The 15,877-nt window shown below is 62.0% G+C and carries 16 protein-coding genes; 11 read left to right on the top strand and 5 right to left on the bottom strand.

Going from position 1 to position 15,877, the window contains the following annotated elements; all coding sequences use genetic code 11:
* The first annotated feature begins 23 nt into the window (after nucleotides 1-23).
* Nucleotides 24-935, top strand: coding sequence for a LysR family transcriptional regulator (locus tag PQQ86_RS21880; RefSeq protein WP_408271507.1), 912 nt, complete (start codon nucleotides 24-26; stop codon nucleotides 933-935).
* A gap of 85 nt (nucleotides 936-1,020) precedes the next feature.
* Here PQQ86_RS21880 and PQQ86_RS21875 read toward each other — a convergent pair whose 3' ends face one another.
* Complete coding sequence (locus PQQ86_RS21875; RefSeq protein WP_408271504.1) at nucleotides 1,021-1,353, bottom strand: DUF2322 family protein; 333 nt, start codon at nucleotides 1,351-1,353, stop codon at nucleotides 1,021-1,023.
* Between the two features lie 219 nt (nucleotides 1,354-1,572).
* On the opposite strand from PQQ86_RS21875, the gene PQQ86_RS21870 reads away from it, so the two are divergent.
* Nucleotides 1,573-2,034, top strand: a complete 462-nt coding sequence (locus PQQ86_RS21870) for a TerB family tellurite resistance protein (protein WP_408271501.1) — start codon at nucleotides 1,573-1,575, stop codon at nucleotides 2,032-2,034.
* Here PQQ86_RS21870 and PQQ86_RS21865 read toward each other — a convergent pair.
* The gene (locus PQQ86_RS21865) at nucleotides 2,007-2,888 is read right to left on the bottom strand and encodes a LysR family transcriptional regulator (RefSeq protein ID WP_408271500.1); all 882 of its coding nucleotides are present in this window, start codon (nucleotides 2,886-2,888) and stop codon (nucleotides 2,007-2,009) included. The genes PQQ86_RS21870 and PQQ86_RS21865 overlap by 28 nt on opposite strands.
* A gap of 121 nt (nucleotides 2,889-3,009) precedes the next feature.
* Between PQQ86_RS21865 and PQQ86_RS21860 the strand changes: the two genes are divergently transcribed.
* From PQQ86_RS21860 to PQQ86_RS21845, 4 genes are all read left to right on the top strand, one after another.
* Nucleotides 3,010-3,759, top strand: coding sequence for a TerC family protein (locus PQQ86_RS21860; RefSeq protein ID WP_408271497.1), 750 nt, complete (start codon nucleotides 3,010-3,012; stop codon nucleotides 3,757-3,759).
* Between the two features lie 41 nt (nucleotides 3,760-3,800).
* On the top strand, nucleotides 3,801-4,124 hold the full coding sequence (locus PQQ86_RS21855) for a TFIIB-type zinc ribbon-containing protein (RefSeq protein WP_408271494.1): 324 nt from the start codon (nucleotides 3,801-3,803) through the stop codon (nucleotides 4,122-4,124).
* A gap of 291 nt (nucleotides 4,125-4,415) precedes the next feature.
* Complete coding sequence (locus tag PQQ86_RS21850) at nucleotides 4,416-5,426, top strand: YVTN family beta-propeller repeat protein (RefSeq protein ID WP_408271491.1); 1,011 nt, start codon at nucleotides 4,416-4,418, stop codon at nucleotides 5,424-5,426.
* 48 nt (nucleotides 5,427-5,474) lie between these two features.
* Nucleotides 5,475-6,479, top strand: a complete 1,005-nt coding sequence (locus PQQ86_RS21845) for a sterol desaturase family protein (RefSeq protein ID WP_408271488.1) — start codon at nucleotides 5,475-5,477, stop codon at nucleotides 6,477-6,479.
* Between the two features lie 25 nt (nucleotides 6,480-6,504).
* Here the strand turns inward: PQQ86_RS21845 and PQQ86_RS21840 are convergent, their stop codons facing one another.
* Both PQQ86_RS21840 and PQQ86_RS21835 read right to left on the bottom strand, forming a co-directional pair.
* On the bottom strand, nucleotides 6,505-7,350 hold the full coding sequence (locus PQQ86_RS21840) for a DUF2182 domain-containing protein (RefSeq protein ID WP_408279291.1): 846 nt from the start codon (nucleotides 7,348-7,350) through the stop codon (nucleotides 6,505-6,507).
* A gap of 8 nt (nucleotides 7,351-7,358) precedes the next feature.
* Entirely contained in the window at nucleotides 7,359-8,132 is a 774-nt protein-coding gene (locus PQQ86_RS21835) for a DUF899 domain-containing protein (protein WP_408271485.1), read from the bottom strand.
* Between the two features lie 130 nt (nucleotides 8,133-8,262).
* Here PQQ86_RS21835 and PQQ86_RS21830 point away from each other — a divergent pair, with 130 nt between their 5' ends.
* The 3 genes from PQQ86_RS21830 to PQQ86_RS21820 all read left to right on the top strand — a co-directional run bounded on the left by PQQ86_RS21830 (nucleotide 8,263) and on the right by PQQ86_RS21820 (nucleotide 11,798).
* Nucleotides 8,263-9,480, top strand: a complete 1,218-nt coding sequence (locus PQQ86_RS21830) for a winged helix-turn-helix domain-containing protein (RefSeq protein ID WP_408271482.1) — start codon at nucleotides 8,263-8,265, stop codon at nucleotides 9,478-9,480.
* A gap of 13 nt (nucleotides 9,481-9,493) precedes the next feature.
* Nucleotides 9,494-10,162 carry a Vgb family protein gene (locus tag PQQ86_RS21825; RefSeq protein WP_408271479.1) on the top strand — a complete coding sequence of 223 codons (669 nt, stop codon included), beginning with the start codon at nucleotides 9,494-9,496 and terminating at the stop codon, nucleotides 10,160-10,162.
* A 289-nt stretch (nucleotides 10,163-10,451) separates the two neighbouring features.
* Nucleotides 10,452-11,798, top strand: a complete 1,347-nt coding sequence (locus PQQ86_RS21820) for a 2-hydroxycarboxylate transporter family protein (RefSeq protein WP_408271476.1) — start codon at nucleotides 10,452-10,454, stop codon at nucleotides 11,796-11,798.
* A 45-nt stretch (nucleotides 11,799-11,843) separates the two neighbouring features.
* Here PQQ86_RS21820 and PQQ86_RS21815 read toward each other — a convergent pair whose 3' ends face one another.
* Entirely contained in the window at nucleotides 11,844-12,233 is a 390-nt protein-coding gene (locus PQQ86_RS21815; protein ID WP_408271473.1) for a hypothetical protein, read from the bottom strand.
* A gap of 495 nt (nucleotides 12,234-12,728) precedes the next feature.
* Here PQQ86_RS21815 and oxlT point away from each other — a divergent pair, with 495 nt between their 5' ends.
* Both oxlT and oxc read left to right on the top strand, forming a co-directional pair.
* On the top strand, nucleotides 12,729-14,060 hold the full coding sequence (gene oxlT, locus PQQ86_RS21810; RefSeq protein WP_408271470.1) for an oxalate/formate MFS antiporter: 1,332 nt from the start codon (nucleotides 12,729-12,731) through the stop codon (nucleotides 14,058-14,060).
* A 63-nt stretch (nucleotides 14,061-14,123) separates the two neighbouring features.
* Nucleotides 14,124-15,866, top strand: a complete 1,743-nt coding sequence (oxc, locus tag PQQ86_RS21805; protein WP_408271466.1) for an oxalyl-CoA decarboxylase — start codon at nucleotides 14,124-14,126, stop codon at nucleotides 15,864-15,866.
* Nucleotides 15,867-15,877 lie beyond the last annotated feature (11 nt).

Below are 15,877 nucleotides of genomic sequence, written 5' to 3'. Positions count from 1 at the left end.
TGACCCGTGCGGAAAGGCGAACAATGCAGGAACCCGACCTGTCCGATCTGAAAGCATTCGTCGCCGTCACACGGGCACGCGGGTTTCGCCATGCCGCACTGACGGGCGGCGTGTCAGCCTCATCGCTTAGCGAAGCGGTTCGACGGCTCGAACAACAGCTTGGCGTCAGACTGCTCAACCGCACGACGCGCAGCGTTACACCAACGGAAGCCGGGCAGCGTCTTTTTGAACGGCTTGCGCCGGCCTTCGGGGAAATCACCATCGCGCTGGACGCGGTGAACCTCTTTCGCGAGAGTCCGACGGGAACACTGAGATTAAACGTTCCGTCGATCGCGGCAAGAGAAATTCTGCCTGCTCTCCTTTCCCGCTTCCTCGCCGCTCATCCGGCTATCACGGTGGACGTCGGCACCAACGACACGTTCATCGATATCCTCGCGGCCGGCTTCGATGCCGGCATCCGCTACGACGAACGCCTCGAGCGCGACATGATCGCCGTGCCAATCGGCCCGCGCGTTCAACATTTCGTCGCGGCGGCCTCGCCGTCCTATCTCGCGGCCCGCGGCATACCGCAACATCCGGGCGAACTGCTGAACCACGCGTGTATCGGACACCGCTTCGACAGCGGCGTGCTCGCGACATGGGAATTCAAGCGAGGTGACGACGTCGTGCGAATCGAGCCAAACGGACCGATGATCGCCTCCGTGATCGAACTGGAACGAGGCGCGGCCATCGCGGGACTGGGAATCGTCTACTCGTTCGATGAATTTCTGCGGCCGGCAATAGAGCAAGGGGCGCTCGTGCCGGTGCTCGACGAGTGGTGTCAATCCTTCACTGGACCTTTTCTGTACTACCCGAGCCGAACGCATATGCCGGCTCCGCTCCGGGCGTTCGTTGACTTTATTCTTGCCGATGAAGATTCAGGTAGTCATCCGTAGGCGAGGACGCCAAGGTAAACCGGTATGGGTCGCGGCGCGGACCGATGTCACGCGATCCACGCCACGCCGCACAACGACGGCGTGCTCAGCCGGCTACGACGACGTCGATGCGCAACGCTTCCCCACCGGCCACAATCGCGAGCAGATGGTCGACGTTCGGGTGGGCACCCGGATGGTTGCGCGCGTCGGCCGTATGCTCGGCGAACACCGCGAGGCCGTGTTCGGCGGCCTTGGCGTCCAGCGTGCCAAAGGCCTGCTGCAGATAGTTGTACACCGCGAGCGACCCCTGCTTGCCCGGCTTGTTCTCGATGCTGGCCACCACGGCGCCCTTGCCGTCGAGCAGATCGATACGTTCGATACCGTCAATGGCGGGCAGTTGGGCGAGGTTGTCCTTGAACACGTTGCTCGGTTGAATCACTGAAAACACTCCTTCTATTCGGAAAATTGCGGCGAGCCGTATCTTATCCGATAGGGTGTTTTGCATCGTGCTGAACGATGAGGCTTCGCACGGTCGGCCGCGGAAGCTTCGGTTTTTACGAACCTTCACTCCCGGATTAGCAGATTTATCCGTTCCTCTACCTGACGCAGACTGAGGCTCATCACCACTGCGGACATTGTCCGCGCCAGGAGCCCAAACATGCGAACCTATCCGCGCAATAGTCCTCAAGCCGCCGCACGTATCGTCGCGCTGGCACTCACTTCCGACGGACACGTCAGCAGCTCGGAAGAACTCGCCCTCGAAAGCCTGGATATAGCGGGCCAACTCGGTCTCGCACCGGAGCAATTCGCGCAGATCGTGCAAACGCTGTGCGAGGACCAGTCGGTCGCGAACACGCCGTTCGCCCCGCCGGTCGGCCAGCTCGGCGCGGCCTTGCTCACCACGTTGTTAGATGAGATCGACGACCCCGCGTTGCGTCGCAAGGTAATGCGGCTGTGTATCGCCGTCGCGATCGCGGACAACTATCTGGCGGATGGCGAAATTGCCTTGCTCGCTGCCGTGTTCAACGCGTGGGGGCCTAAGCCAAACCAGATGGCAAGCCGGCACATCCCGTTGCCGGACGCACCATACGCTCACGCACGCCCGGCAGCCACCACCTGAGAAGCGAGCGCATGGTGTTGCCCGCGCCGCGAGCGGATCGCGTGGATTTCTTCGACCACGCCTTCCGCTCGACCGAGCCAGCGCAGTCCTCGCAGCAGCGCCACGTCCCCCGCGCCCAATTCCGCGAGCGGAAACACGCCCAGACCACGCGCGGCAAACACCGCCATCAGCGCGCTGTCTTCGAACTCCCCAACGATCCGCGGCCGGATTCCTTCGGTTTCGAACCATCGGTCAATCCGCGCACGCAACGCGCCGTGCCCGGTGGGCAGGAGCACAGGCAGCTCGGCCAGGCACTGCGGAAATCCAGTGCGAGCGGACTTGCGGATGATCTCCGCGGGGCCATACCAGTCGACGGGTGAACCGACGAGGCGCTGACTGACGACGCGCAGGTCCGCATTGTGCGGCGCAGGCTGGCACGCCAGCACGAGATCGAGCCGGTGGAGCGCGAGTTCGGACAGCAACTGCGCATGTTCGCCCTCGTGGCAGAGCAGCCTGAGCGACGGCGTTTCGAGCACCGGCGCAAGCAGCGCGTGCGCGGCGAGCTTTGAGATGCCGTCGGAGAGACCCACCGCAAGCCGGGCAACACGTTCACCGCCCGCCTCGCGCATCTCGTCGAGTAACGCCTCGCCGATCTGAAAAATCTGTTCCGCGCGATTGAAAGCCGTCTCGCCGGCTTCAGTCATCGTGACGCCGCGCCCTGCTGGTTTCAGCAATTGACGCCCGATCGATTTTTCCAGTTCGCGCACCTGCGCGCTGATCGTTTGAACCGCCATGTCGAGACGCTCGGCCGCGCGCGCGAAGCCGCCCTCCTTCACGACGATCCAGAAATAGTAGAGATGGCGATAGTTGAGCATGTTGGCGACACTTCGAAAAAATCGATATATCAATCAGATTATCACTGATTTATCCGAACTACGAAGACGGCGATGATAACGGCATACCGACGTTGCCTGTCACCCTTTGCTTACGGACCCCATGGACTCTTTACTCATACTCGCCGCCGACCCCGCTGCATGGGCTGCGCTTCTCACGCTGGTCGTGATGGAAATCGTGCTCGGCATCGACAATCTGATCTTCATCTCGATCCTCAGCAACAAGCTGCCGGAAGCACAGCGCGCACGCGTGCAGCGCATGGGCATCATGCTTGCGCTGGTGCTGCGGCTCGCCCTGCTCGGCACCGTCGCATGGATTGCGCAACTGACCGCGCCCGCCGTGACGCTGTTCGGCCACGCGTTCTCATGGCGCGACCTGATCCTGCTCGGCGGCGGCCTGTTCCTCGTCTGGAAGGCGACGAGCGAAATTCGCCATCACGTCGTCCATGCGGAAGAAGTACGCAACAAGGCGAGCACGACCGTGCAGTTGACCGCCATGGCTGCGATTGGACAGATCCTGGTGCTCGATATCGTGTTTTCGGTCGACAGCATCATCACTGCGGTCGGGATGACCGAGCACATGCCGATCATGTTCGTTGCCGTGATCGCTGCGGTCACAGTGATGCTGTTCGCCGCCAACCCGCTGTCGCGCTTTATCGATCGCAATCCGACCATCGTCATGCTCGCGCTCGGTTTCCTGCTCGTGATCGGCATGACGCTCATCGCAGAAGGTTTTGGTTCACACGTGTCGAAGGCTTACATCTACGCGGCTATGGCGTTCTCCGCGTTTGTCGAGGCACTGAACATGCTCGTGCGCCGGGCGAATTCGAAGCGGATGGTTAGCGCGGAGTAATGAGCGCTCGATGAATTTTTTTACTCTTGAGGAGCAGCGAAATGAAATGTCCCGTTTGCAAGACCACTGACTTGCTGATGACCGAGCGACGCTCGATCGAAATCGACTACTGCCCGGTTTGCCGGGGCATCTGGCTCGATCGCGGCGAACTCGACAAGCTGATTGCGCAGGACGCCGGGAGCGATGACACGCAGGCTAACGCTGCCGCACGCACGAGCCGGGACGGCCATCAGGATCGAGATCGGGAACGGGAACGGCATCGCGACCATGCGTACGACAACAACCGCACGTATGACAATCACCGAACGGATTATCGGGGACACAAGAAGAAGCGCTCGCTTTTCGACATGTTCGATTTCGATTGACGGTGTCCGCGAGTAGAAGAACCAGGCTGCAGTTATCAGATCAAAGGCGCGCGCTGTTATCAGCCGCGCCTTTTCATTTTCCCTCCGACGTTGCCTCCGCCAGCGTCGAACCCTTCATACAAATAACAACGTGCCGCGTGTCATCGACAAAGCGAACTGGCGCGTTAAGCCGTTAACGGTTTCAGCGCGGGTTTGAGCGCGCAAGTCAGGCACGATCCACACGCGCTGAATTCCCTGCGCCCGCCGCCATGATGTTCCCCCAAATTGTTTTCCTGCCCGTCTATCGTTCAGATGCCAATTTCTATCGTTTCGATTACAAAGACCGTCGCGCTTGCCGCGCTAACGTATTGCGCGCTAACCATGGCGATGCCGGCGCAAGCAGCCGACAACGTGATCGTGCTCGACTCCGGCGAAGCCCAGCTGACGCTGATCGATCCCGCTACGCACAAGGTCATCGGCACGGAGCCGACCGGTAAGGAACCGCACCATCTGATGATTACGCCCGACGGGCATTCGCTCATCGTCGCGGATTCGATCTCGAACGATCTGATGTTTCTCGATCCGCATACCGGCCGCGTACAGCGCAAGGTCGACGATATTGAAGATCCCTATCAGCTCGGTTTCTCGCCGGATCACAAATGGTTCGTGACGGCAGGTCTGCGACTGGATCGCGTCGACGTGTACCACTACGACGGCCAGAACATGACGCTCGCCAAACGCGTCCCGCTCTCGAAGACGCCGAGTCACATGACGTTCTCGTCCGATAGCAAGACCGTGTTCGTCACGTTGCAAGACACGGGCGAGGTGGCCGCGATCGATCTGGCGACGCAGTCGGTGCTGTGGAAACTGCACGTGGGCAATACTCCCGCCGGCCTCTGGATGACACCGGGCGACCGCTATCTGTTAATCGGCATGACGGGCGAAGACGATGTGGCCGTGGTCGACTGGCACAAACAGCAAGTCGTGAAAAGAATTCAGACCGGGCGCGGCGCGCACAACTTCCGTAATCTCGACGACGGTCAGCACGTAGCGCTCACGAACCGCGTGGAAAGTACGATCAGCATTCTCGATTACAACACGCTGACAAAGACCGCCGACATCACCGGACTTATGCCCGGCCCCGACGACATGGAGCTGTCCGCGGATCACCGCTACCTGTGGGTCACATTCCGTTTTTCGCGGCATGTCGGCATCATTGATCTGACGACGCATAAACTTATCGACACGATCGCGGTCGGACGTTCACCGCATGGTTTGTATTTCGCCAATCGTGCGCCCGTGTATGCGCCCAATCCAGACTGAACAGGCTTTCGTTTTAATGACAGCACCCGCAATTTCAAGAGGTTTTTGATGGCCCACGAAATCCTCGCGCTACTCGACAATGGCATCTCGACGCTGCAGACACTCCTGTACGTCGACGTGGTGCAGCCGTTTTTCTATCGCTTCGGCCTGATGGGATACGACGAGGACACCTACGACGCGCTCTATTGGGTGATCGTCGGCGTGCTGGAAATTCTGGTCACGTATATCGCCTTGCGGCCGCTGGAGGCGCTGCGGCCCGTCGAGGCGTGGTCCGATCGAAAAGCGCTGCGCGCCGATGTGATCTACACGTGGATCGCCAAGCTCGGCATCCTCAATATCGCGTTCTTCTTCATGCTCCAGCCGCTGTTCAATCACTGGCAGAGTCTGATGGCGATCTACAACGTGCCGAACATCGACATCGACGGACTGTGGCCGGGCGTCACCGATCAGCCGGTTGTGTCGTTCCTCATCTACCTGATCGTGCTCGATTTCTTCGGCTACTGGTATCACCGCTGGCAGCATCGCTTCGGCGTGTGGTGGGAACTGCACGCGGTGCACCACAGCCAGCAGCAGATGTCGTTGTGGGCCGACGATCGCAATCACTTTCTCGACGACATCATCCAGGCCGCGTTCTTCGCCGCGATTTCGCTGTTCATCGGCGTGCAGCCGACGCAGTTCGTCGTACTGGTCGCCGTCGGCAACTTCATGCAGAGCGTGCAGCACGTGAACGCGCGCTTGCCGTATGGATGGCTGCTCGAACGCACTATCGTGAGCCCGATTTTTCATCGGCGTCATCACGCGGTCGGCTACGGTCATGAAGGCACGCGCTATGGCTGTAACTTCGGCGTGCTGTTTCCGTGGTGGGACATGATGTTCAGGACCGCGTCGTGGGACCGCACCGTCGAGCCGACCGGCATCCGTGACCAGTTGCCCGTGCCGCACGGCGCAGCGCGCTCCTATGGCGACGGGTTGATCGCACAGCAATGGCGCGCGTTTGGCCGCATCGCGATGCGTCTGCGGGGACAGCGCAATTACGGTGGCATGACCGATTGATTGTCGTCGGCATGGGGCGGGTGACTCATCCCAAGCCTACGGCTCGCGCGGTCAGCAACACGCCTGCGCCGACGATACCGGCCCCGATCACGCGCGCCGCCCGGTCACCACGCGGTGCAAGACGTTCAACGGTGATGGCCGCCGTCACGACAGCCATCACACTCAAATCCATGACCCCGGCAACGAGCAGGACCGTCGTCAGGCCCGCACAGCAGTAGCTGCAGTGGAGGCCGAGACGCAGGCCGTGCCGCCATGCGGTGGCGGCGTCGGCGGGCAATGCGGGCAACAGGAGGCAGCGACCAGGTGTTGCGCGGCAGCAGGCAAGACGCCGGGCCTTCCACGCCGTGAACTGCAGCGCCCCGGCGATCAGCACAATCACACCGTCTGCGAACGGAACGGCGCGCGCCAGCGCCGGCTGTTGCATCTCGAGCGCCGCCAGCGCCACGCCGAGCGGAAAGGCGGCCATGCCGAACGCGGTCCACACGAAGAAGTACCCCGCGCCCACCACCACCGTCAGCCGGCCCAAGCCCGTTACGCCCGTCCCGCCGACGGCCTCGCGGTAGCGCCACAGCATAGGAACGAGAGATGGCAGCATCATCGCGACCATCATCACCGCCCACATGCCGAGGAATGACGCCGCGAAGCCTGGCCACGTTTGTCCGCACATCCGCATCCACGCCGCCGACATCGTCCAGCCGCCGGGCATCGGCATCTCACCCATCGCCGACATAGATGCCGCGCCGACGATCGTCACCGCCGTGCTGACGGCGAAGAGTAGTGCCGAGACGCCGAAGAAAGCCCGCTGGGAAGCGCGCGCTTCGATCGCACGTCCTGACGTTTCGCCGCTCCCGGTTGCGCTAACGTGTTCCATCATCTAGCTCAGCGCGTCGCCTCGTACTCGTCGTGACGCTTCCACCAGACGCCCGTCTCGTTACGCCCTTTGGGCGCGCGGTCGAGCCACTGGTACATACCCCAGATGCCGTCCACGCCGCGCGCATAGGTGGAATACGTGTGATAGACGACGCCGTCTTCGAGTACGAACGCACTCAAGCCCGGCCTGTCGCGCGTGTACGTCGCCGCGTCGGTTCCGCATGTAGCCGCGAACTGGGCGACGGGCTCGGGGACGACCTGTGTCTCGTCCATCGCGTGGCCGCCGCGCTCGTAGTTGTATTCGATGCTTCCTTCGCGCTGTTGCGCCTCCGTGAACGCGATGTTGAAGTCGAAGTTGAAGTCGCTGCCAGCCGAAGACGCCCAGGGGAACGTCCAGCCCATCCGGCGCTGATACGTCTGCAGCTTCTCGAGCGGCGCACGCGATACCGCGGACAGCGTGACGTCGTGATTCGCCAGATGAACCACGAGGCCGTCGAACCCATCCGCGATCGACGAGCATGACGGGCACCCCGCCTTGTAGTCAGGCCCGAACATGAAGTGGTACACGAGGAGCTGCGAGCGTCCTTTGAAGAGGTCGGCCAACGAAGCGCTTCCCGCAGCCGTTTCGAATCGGTACGCCTTGTCGATTCGCACCCAGGGCAACGCCTGCCGTTGCTGCACCAGCGCGTCGCTCTGACGCGTGAGCGCCTTTTCCGCCTTGAGCAGGTCGATCCGCGCCGCCAGCCACTGGTCACGCGTCCCGGTTTTATGTGTCGTGGTCATGCTTCCCTCCTTGGGAGTCCTTCGCCGATCGTTCAGTTGTCGATACGACGAACTGGTTGGTGGTCGTGCTAGATTAGCCACGGGCACCCGAACGATGGGAGTGACAAATGTGGCGGGATTCGAATAGACCATGGACTCGCTAGTGACGGCAGCGGCGCGTGCGCTCGCTGCGGGCGACCCGCTCGGCGCACTGAACCAGGTCGCCTTGCGCGACGACGCAGCTGCGCTCGCGCTGCGAGGCATCGCGATGGCGCAGCTCGGCGATCTCGTTCGGGCGAAAGCGCTGGTGCGAAGTGCGGCGCGCGCCTTCGGCCCGAAAGCGCCCGTGGCCCGTGCGCGATGCGTGGTCGCCGAGGCCGAAATCGCGCTCGCCTCACGCGATCTGGGCTGGCCCGCAAAGGCGCTCGACGCCGCGCGAGCGACGCTCGAAGCCCACGGTGACCGGCTGAACGCCGCGCATGCGCGGTATCTCGAAGTCCGGCGCCTCCTCCTGATCGGGCGCCTCGACGAAGCCGAGCGCCTGCTTGCCCACCTCGATCCCACGCCCTTCCCGCCCGCGCTGCGTGCCGCCCACGAGCTGGTCGTCGCGGGGGTCGCGATGCGCCGTCTCCAGACGAAAACAGCGCGCACTGCGCTCGCGAAAGCCGAGCAGGCCGCGCGTCACGCCGGTATCCCGTCGCTGGCGGCGGAGGTCGAAAGCGCACGCCTTCTGCTTGACACGCCCGCGGCTCGTCTGATTGCACACGGCGAAGAGCGGCTGCTCGTGCTCGAGGAGGTTGAGGCGTTACTGGCCTCGAAAGCGCTCGTGGTGGACGCGTGCCGTTATGTCATACGTGAAGCAAACATCGTAGTTCCGCTCGCGAGGCGTCCGGTGTTGTTCGCGCTCGCACGCGAATTGGCCGAAGCGTGGCCCGAAGACGTATCGAGGGACACCCTCATCGCGCGCGCATTCCGGACGAAGCATGCCGATGAATCGCATCGCGCACGGTTGCGCGTCGAAGTCGGGCGGCTTCGCGCGTTGCTTGGGCCGCTGGCCGGCGTGAGCGCGACGAAGCGCGGCTTTGCGCTGGTGCCGCACGGCGCGCGCGAGGTCGTCGTGCTCGCGCGGCCGGTAGAAGAACCCCATGCGATGGTGCTCGCCTTCCTCGCGGACGGTGAGTCGTGGTCGAGCTCGGCGCTCGCGATTGCGCTGGACGCCAGCCAGCGCACCATGCAGCGGGCACTCGATTCGCTGGCGGCAGCCGGCAAGGTGCAGTCGTTCGGTCGCGGGCGCGCGCGACGCTGGATGACGCCGCCCATGCCCGGATTCACGACGGCTTTGTTACTCCCCGCTCCCCCTACCGAGTGATTAGGATCGAAACATGAACAAATCAGCCGCCAAAATCGTTCGTGAATATGGGCCCTTTCCGGGTGTCAACCAGGTGGGGGGCGTCACCTATGACGGTCAGCGTGTCTGGATTGCCGCCGGAGACAAGCTGAACGCCTTCGATCCAGTGAGCGGAGAAACGCTGCGCTCGTTCGACGTCACGGCGCAGGCAGGCACGGCCTTCGACGGCCAACACCTGTTCCAGATCGCCGACGATCGCATCCAGAAGATCGATCCGGATACCGGCAGCGTGCTCGCCACCATTCCGGCGCCCGGCGGCGGTGGCAACTCGGGGCTCGCGTGGGCCGAAGGCATGCTCTGGGTGGGGCGGTATCAGGACCGGAAGATCCACCAGGTCGATCCCCAAACCGGGGCGATTCTGCGCACCATTGAGTCCAACCGCTTCGTCACCGGCGTCACGTGGAGCAACGGAGAGCTCTGGCACGGCACCTGGGAAGATGACGCGAGCGAGTTGCGACGAGTCGATCCTGGTACGGGAGAAGTGCTGGAGAGCCTGGAGATGCCACCCGGCCTGACCGTGTCGGGGCTGGAAGCCGACGGCGGCGATCTGTTTTTCTGCGGCGGCGGAAGCAGCGGGAAGGTGCGAGCCGTACGCCGGCCCGCGCGCGACGCCGAGGTCCCTGTCGAGTCTGCGAGCGAGTAATTTCCCGCCTGCTTTCCCAGTCGCGCACCGCTTGCGCGAACAATCCCAGTGCGCTCGGCGGAGGCTGAGTCCGGCCGCTAGGGGTATGCACGGTACCCCGTGCCGCGCACACGATGCTACGCTTGGAGTTCTTTGCGCACGACACCAATTAAACGCAGATTTCAGCCAGACTTCGCACAACTCGTCTAGCCGCCACGGGATACATGACGAGTGTCTTTGGCACTCCACAAAGTCGATAGCGAACTGAAAAAGCGGCGCAAGCAACCGAATATCCGTTCAGGAGACTTCGATGAAGACAGCGGCTTCCACCCCTCTACCGCCAGATCAGGCGAAGAAGCAGGCCTTCTGGCCCCAAGGATGGTGGAGGCTGATGGAGATCCGCATTGGCATCATTCCGCTGCCGATCTATGTGATTGCCGGCGTACTCATCGCAGTGCTTGTCTATATCGACAAGCTGCCCAATGAGATCTCGCTCGTGATCGTGATGTTTGCGTTCTTCGGTTTCACGCTGGCCGAAATCGGTAAGCGCATTCCGGGCATTCGCGCCATCGGCGCCGCTGCCATCTTTGCGACCTTTATCCCGTCCGCGCTGGTGTACTACAAGTTGCTGCCTGCGCAGATCGTGAAGGTCACCATCGAATTCACCAAGTCCACCAATTTTCTATACCTGTTTATTGCGTCCATTATTGTGGGCAGCATCCTGAGCATGGACCGGCAGGTCCTGATCAAGGGCTTCCTCAAGATCTTCGTGCCGCTCGGTGTCGGAACGATCGTGGCCGGCGCCGTCGGGACGGCCGTCGGAACGGTGCTGGGACTCGGCGCCTATCACACGTTCTTTTTTATCGTCGTACCGATCATGGCTGGCGGAGTTGGCGAAGGGGCCATTCCGCTGACCGTCGGATATGCCGGGATCCTGCATCAGGATCCGGGAGTCCTGTTTGCGACCGTTCTGCCACCCGTCATGCTCGGCAGCCTGGCGGCGATCATTTTCGCCGGCACGTTGAACTTCGTCGGCAAGCGATACCCCCGTTTCACCGGCGAAGGGCGTTTGCAGCCTGGCGAGCACGACGAGATGGACCCTGCGCAGCAAGAAATCTCGGGGCATATGGATGTGACCCATATCGCCGCGGCAGGCATCACTGCACTGACGCTCTACGTTGTCGGGATCTTATGCCAGCGGCTGTTCGGCCTGCCGGCGCCGGTCGCGATGCTTTTTATCGCGGTGGTCGTGAAACTCGCGCAGGCGGTGTCTCCAGAGCTGCAACAGGGCGCTTACATTGTGTACAAGTTTTTCTCCACCGCGGTCACCTACCCGCTGCTGTTCGCCATCGGCGTGTCGCTGACGCCGTGGGACAAGCTGATGGCTTCCTTCACCCTGCCGACCCTCATCACCATCGTGTCAACCGTCGCAACCCTGATGGCAGTCGGTGCTTTGGTGGGGTACTGGATGAAGATGTATCCGATCGACGCGGCCATCGTGAACGCTTGTCACAGCGGCCAGGGTGGCACGGGCGACGTCGCCATCCTGACTGCCGCCAATCGCATGACGCTGATGCCGTTCGCGCAGATCGCGACCCGGATCGGCGGGGCGATTACCGTGACGACCGTGCTGATTGTCCTGTCGCGCATTGTCTAGCCAGCACCTCTCCAACCGGCGGCACACGCATGGCGTGTGCCGCGTCTAAACACCAACCAGTGCCGGCAGCTCTACCTCGTACGACACGCGCTCGCGCCAGCTGCTCATCTGTGGCTGACGTACCGCCTGGGTCGCATGCGACGCGCTTTCGACGCGTATCGATACGCGCGCTGGATAGCGCGCTTTCTTCCTCTCGAGAATGGCCCGGCTCAGAAACTCGACGCTATACGCTTTCAGCAAGTGCGCGTGATGTGCTTCGATGTACGCGGCAATCTGCGCCTCCTCGTCGTCGATCGTGGCTACCAACGCCAGCGTGCGCGCATCCCAACGGAAGCGCAGACCGAGTTCTTCGAACGCGCTGTTATAGGCGCACAGTTGCGCCTCTACTTCCGCGTCGTGCGCGCTGTCGCGGGCGTCGAACTGGGATGGGTTCATGGTCGTCTCCTTCGGGCAAATTGACATGACCAAGAATAGGAGCGCGCATAGATAAACAACAGTTAAAGTTATTTCGAAAAACCATAACGTTTTGTTTATACGTTGATTCCCCTGCCGATCCGTAAACGCACCGGAAAGCATCCGTTTGCTCTTGCAGTGCACCACATCCCTGCTCAGTCGACGCAGAGTCTCGTTGCTTAGAACCCGCAATCAGAACCGGCAACCCCATCCATTAGGTATGCCTAATGCTAACCATAAAATGTTTTAACTTTTACTTATCGCTGTTCGCGCGCAGCATCCTTCAGACGCGCTCCACGCGAAACGCCTTCTACCCAGTTGTTGTGAGATCGACGGGCAAGGGTTTTCGTCAGTGCAATTCCCTCTGGCCGACCACTGGCGCTTGATTGCCCACAGACAAACCGGCGATGAAGCGATTCGATCACGTAGGTCCAACGCGCCGCTCGAGCGCGACGGAATATACAGGAGACGAAAGACATGGGACATACCAACGTATCCGGGACAGGCAGTACGCCGTTCCGGCAAAACCGCTGGGTGCAGCTAGCGATCGGCATCGTATGCATGGGGCTGGTCGCGAATCTCCAATATGCCTGGACGCTGTTCGTCGTACCGATGGACAACGCCCACCACTGGGGCCAGGCAGCCATTCAGACCGCATTCACGGTCTTCATCGTCACTGAAACCTGGCTCGTGCCGATCGAAGGCTGGCTCGTCGACAAGTTCGGGCCGCGCCCGGTTGTGATCGGCGGCTCGGTGTGCGCGGCGCTCGGCTGGATCATCGACGCGCATGCGAGCAGCCTCGTCGATCTATACATCGCAGCCGTGATCGCCGGTATCGGCGCAGGTTGCGTGTACGGCACCTGCGTCGGCACGGCGCTCAAATGGTTTCCGGACAAGCGCGGTCTCGCAGCCGGCCTGACTGCGGCAGGTTTCGGCGCCGGCGCGGCCGTCACCGTGATTCCAATCGCCAACATGATCCAGCGCTCGGGTTACGAGCACACGTTCATGTTCTTCGGCATTTTCCAGGGCGTCTGCATTCTGTTGCTCGCCACCATGCTGGTACGGCCGAAACCGCCCGCATTCGCAGTCGCGGCCAAACGCGTGGTCGCCAGCAAGATCGACTACACACCCGGCGAGATGATCCGTTCGCCGCTCTTCTGGGTGCTGTATCTGATGTTCGTATTCGTCGCAGCCGGCGGCATTATCGCCACGGCACAGCTTGGGCCGATCGCGAAGGAATTCGGCTTTGCCAAGCTGCCGGTGAACCTGATGGGCATCACGCTGCCGCTGCTCACGATGACGCTGTCGATCGACAACCTGTGCAACGGCTTCACGCGTCCGTTGTGCGGCTTTCTGTCGGACCGCATCGGCCGTGAAAACACAATGTTCATGATCTTTCTCGGCGAAGGCGTCGCACTGCTGGGGCTCATGCAGTTCGGCCACAACCCGTACGCCTTCATGTTCTTCGCCGCCGCCGTATTCCTGTGCTGGGGCGAGATCTTCTCGATCTTCCCGGCGACCTGCGCGGACACGTTCGGCAGCAAATACGCTGCGGCCAATGCCGGCACGCTCTATACGGCGAAAGGCACCGCGTCGATGCTGGTGCCGATCGCATCGGTGCTGTCGGCCAACGGCGGGTGGAGCACCGTGTTCATCTCGGCGGCGGTGGTGTCGATCGCGGCAGCCGTATCCGCGAAATTCATCCTCGCCCCTATGAGAAAACGCTGGATCGAAAACTCAGGCGCGCCGGCTGGCGTAGTTATCGCTGAAGCGCGCCTGCAGCCGTCACCCGGCGGCTCACCTGAATGAACAACAACGTGAGCTCGCCACTCACGACGAATCCATAACGTCCCGCGACCAAGGAGCAGCATCATGGCAGAAGCCGACCGGCAATCAGTAGAAGAGACTTCGACACAACAAGCGGCCGAGACGACCGACGGGTTTCATCTCGTTATCGACGCGCTGAAACTGAACGACATCAGCACCATCTTTGGTCTTGTCGGCATCCCGATCACCGACCTCGCGCGGCTTGCCCAGGCGGAAGGGATGCGTTTCATCGGCTTTCGTCATGAACAGCACGCGGGCAACGCAGCGGCCATTAGTGGTTTCATGACGCAAAAGCCGGGTATCTGCCTGACAGTGTCGGCGCCCGGCTTTCTGAACGGCCTGACCGCGCTCGCCAACGCGACCACCAACTGCTTCCCGATGATCCTGATCAGCGGCTCGAGCGAGCGTGAAATCGTCGATCTGCAGCAGGGCGATTACGAAGAAATGGATCAGTTGAATGCGGCCAAGCCGTATGCGAAGGCCGCGTATCGCGTGCTGCATGCGGAAGACATCGGCATCGGCGTGGCGCGTGCGATTCGCGCGGCGGTGTCGGGCCGTCCGGGCGGCGTGTATCTGGACTTGCCGGCCAAGCTGCTCGCGCAAACGCTGGACGCCGTGAAGGCGCAGCAATCGCTGGTCAAAGTGGTCGACGCCGCACCGCGTCAGTTGCCGGCGCCGGAATCGGTCAAGCGTGCAATCGATGTGCTGAAAAGCGCCAAGCGTCCGTTGATCCTGCTCGGCAAGGGGGCGGCTTACGCGCAGGCCGACGCGGAGATCCGCGCGTTCGTCGAACAAAGCGGCATTCCGTATCTGCCGATGTCGATGGCCAAGGGCCTGTTGCCTGACACGCACGAGCAATCGGCGTCGGCGGCGCGCTCGTTCGTGCTGCAGGAAGCCGACGTTGTCGTGCTGATCGGCGCGCGTCTGAACTGGTTGCTCTCGCATGGCAAGGGCAAAACGTGGGGCGCGGAGCCGAAGAAGTTCGTCCAGGTCGATATTTCGCCGACCGAGATCGACAGCAACGTCGCGATTGCCGCGCCGGTGATCGGCGATATCGGCTCGTGCGTGGCGGCATTGCGTGCCGGCCTCGATGCGGGATTCGCGAAGCCGAGCGCTGAGTGGACCGGCGCCATCGCCGAGCGCAAGAGCAAGAACCTCGCAAAGATGGCCGCCACACTCGACAAGAACCCGTCGCCGATGAATTTCCACAGCGCGTTGCGTGCAATCCGCGATGTGCTGAAGACGCGCCCGGACATCAACGTCGTCAACGAAGGCGCGAACACGCTCGACTACGCTCGCAGCATCATCGACATGTACGAGCCGCGCAAACGCTTCGATTCGGGCACGTGGGGAATCATGGGCATCGGCATGGGCTTCGCGATCGGCGCGGCGGTGACGAGCGGCAAACCGGTTGTCGCGATCGAAGGTGACAGCGCGTTCGGCTTCAGCGGCATGGAACTCGAAACCATCTGCCGTTACGACTTGCCGGTTTGCACGATCGTGTTCAACAACAACGGCGTGTATCGCGGCACCGATGTGAACCCGACGGGCGGCAAGGACGTCGCGCCGACCGTGTTCGTGAAGGGCGCGCGCTACGACAAGATGATCGAGGCATTCGGCGGTGTCGGCTACAACGCGACCACCCCGGAAGAATTGACGAAAGCGCTGCTTGAATCGATCGCATCAGGCAAGCCGACCTTGATCAATGCCGTCATCGATGAAGCGGCGGGCACCGAAAGCGGCCGCCTGACCAATCTGAATCCGCAAAGCGCGGCAATGAAAAAGTGATCCAGCGTAAC

The sequence above is a fragment of the Paraburkholderia sediminicola genome (genome assembly GCF_046026675.1).
GTDB classification, from domain to species: Bacteria; Pseudomonadota; Gammaproteobacteria; order Burkholderiales; family Burkholderiaceae; genus Paraburkholderia; species Paraburkholderia sediminicola_F.
The sequence above is the reverse complement of the archived record's forward strand: the minus strand, read 5'-3'. Positions and strand labels throughout refer to the sequence as shown.

What these genes read in the sequence shown, in the direction of transcription:
- PQQ86_RS21880 (WP_408271507.1), top strand. Translation starts at nt 24, where the DNA reads ATGCAGGAACCCGACCTGTCCGATCTGAAAGCATTCGTCGCCGTCACA.
- PQQ86_RS21870 (WP_408271501.1), top strand. Translation starts at nt 1,573, where the DNA reads ATGCGAACCTATCCGCGCAATAGTCCTCAAGCCGCCGCACGTATCGTC.
- PQQ86_RS21865 (WP_408271500.1), bottom strand. Translation starts at nt 2,888, where the DNA reads ATGCTCAACTATCGCCATCTCTACTATTTCTGGATCGTCGTGAAGGAG.
- PQQ86_RS21860 (WP_408271497.1), top strand. Translation starts at nt 3,010, where the DNA reads ATGGACTCTTTACTCATACTCGCCGCCGACCCCGCTGCATGGGCTGCG.
- PQQ86_RS21855 (WP_408271494.1), top strand. Translation starts at nt 3,801, where the DNA reads ATGAAATGTCCCGTTTGCAAGACCACTGACTTGCTGATGACCGAGCGA.
- PQQ86_RS21850 (WP_408271491.1), top strand. Translation starts at nt 4,416, where the DNA reads ATGCCAATTTCTATCGTTTCGATTACAAAGACCGTCGCGCTTGCCGCG.
- PQQ86_RS21845 (WP_408271488.1), top strand. Translation starts at nt 5,475, where the DNA reads ATGGCCCACGAAATCCTCGCGCTACTCGACAATGGCATCTCGACGCTG.
- PQQ86_RS21840 (WP_408279291.1), bottom strand. Translation starts at nt 7,350, where the DNA reads ATGGAACACGTTAGCGCAACCGGGAGCGGCGAAACGTCAGGACGTGCG.
- PQQ86_RS21835 (WP_408271485.1), bottom strand. Translation starts at nt 8,132, where the DNA reads ATGACCACGACACATAAAACCGGGACGCGTGACCAGTGGCTGGCGGCG.
- PQQ86_RS21830 (WP_408271482.1), top strand. Translation starts at nt 8,263, where the DNA reads ATGGACTCGCTAGTGACGGCAGCGGCGCGTGCGCTCGCTGCGGGCGAC.
- PQQ86_RS21825 (WP_408271479.1), top strand. Translation starts at nt 9,494, where the DNA reads ATGAACAAATCAGCCGCCAAAATCGTTCGTGAATATGGGCCCTTTCCG.
- PQQ86_RS21820 (WP_408271476.1), top strand. Translation starts at nt 10,452, where the DNA reads ATGAAGACAGCGGCTTCCACCCCTCTACCGCCAGATCAGGCGAAGAAG.
- PQQ86_RS21815 (WP_408271473.1), bottom strand. Translation starts at nt 12,233, where the DNA reads ATGAACCCATCCCAGTTCGACGCCCGCGACAGCGCGCACGACGCGGAA.
- oxlT (WP_408271470.1), top strand. Translation starts at nt 12,729, where the DNA reads ATGGGACATACCAACGTATCCGGGACAGGCAGTACGCCGTTCCGGCAA.
- oxc (WP_408271466.1), top strand. Translation starts at nt 14,124, where the DNA reads ATGGCAGAAGCCGACCGGCAATCAGTAGAAGAGACTTCGACACAACAA.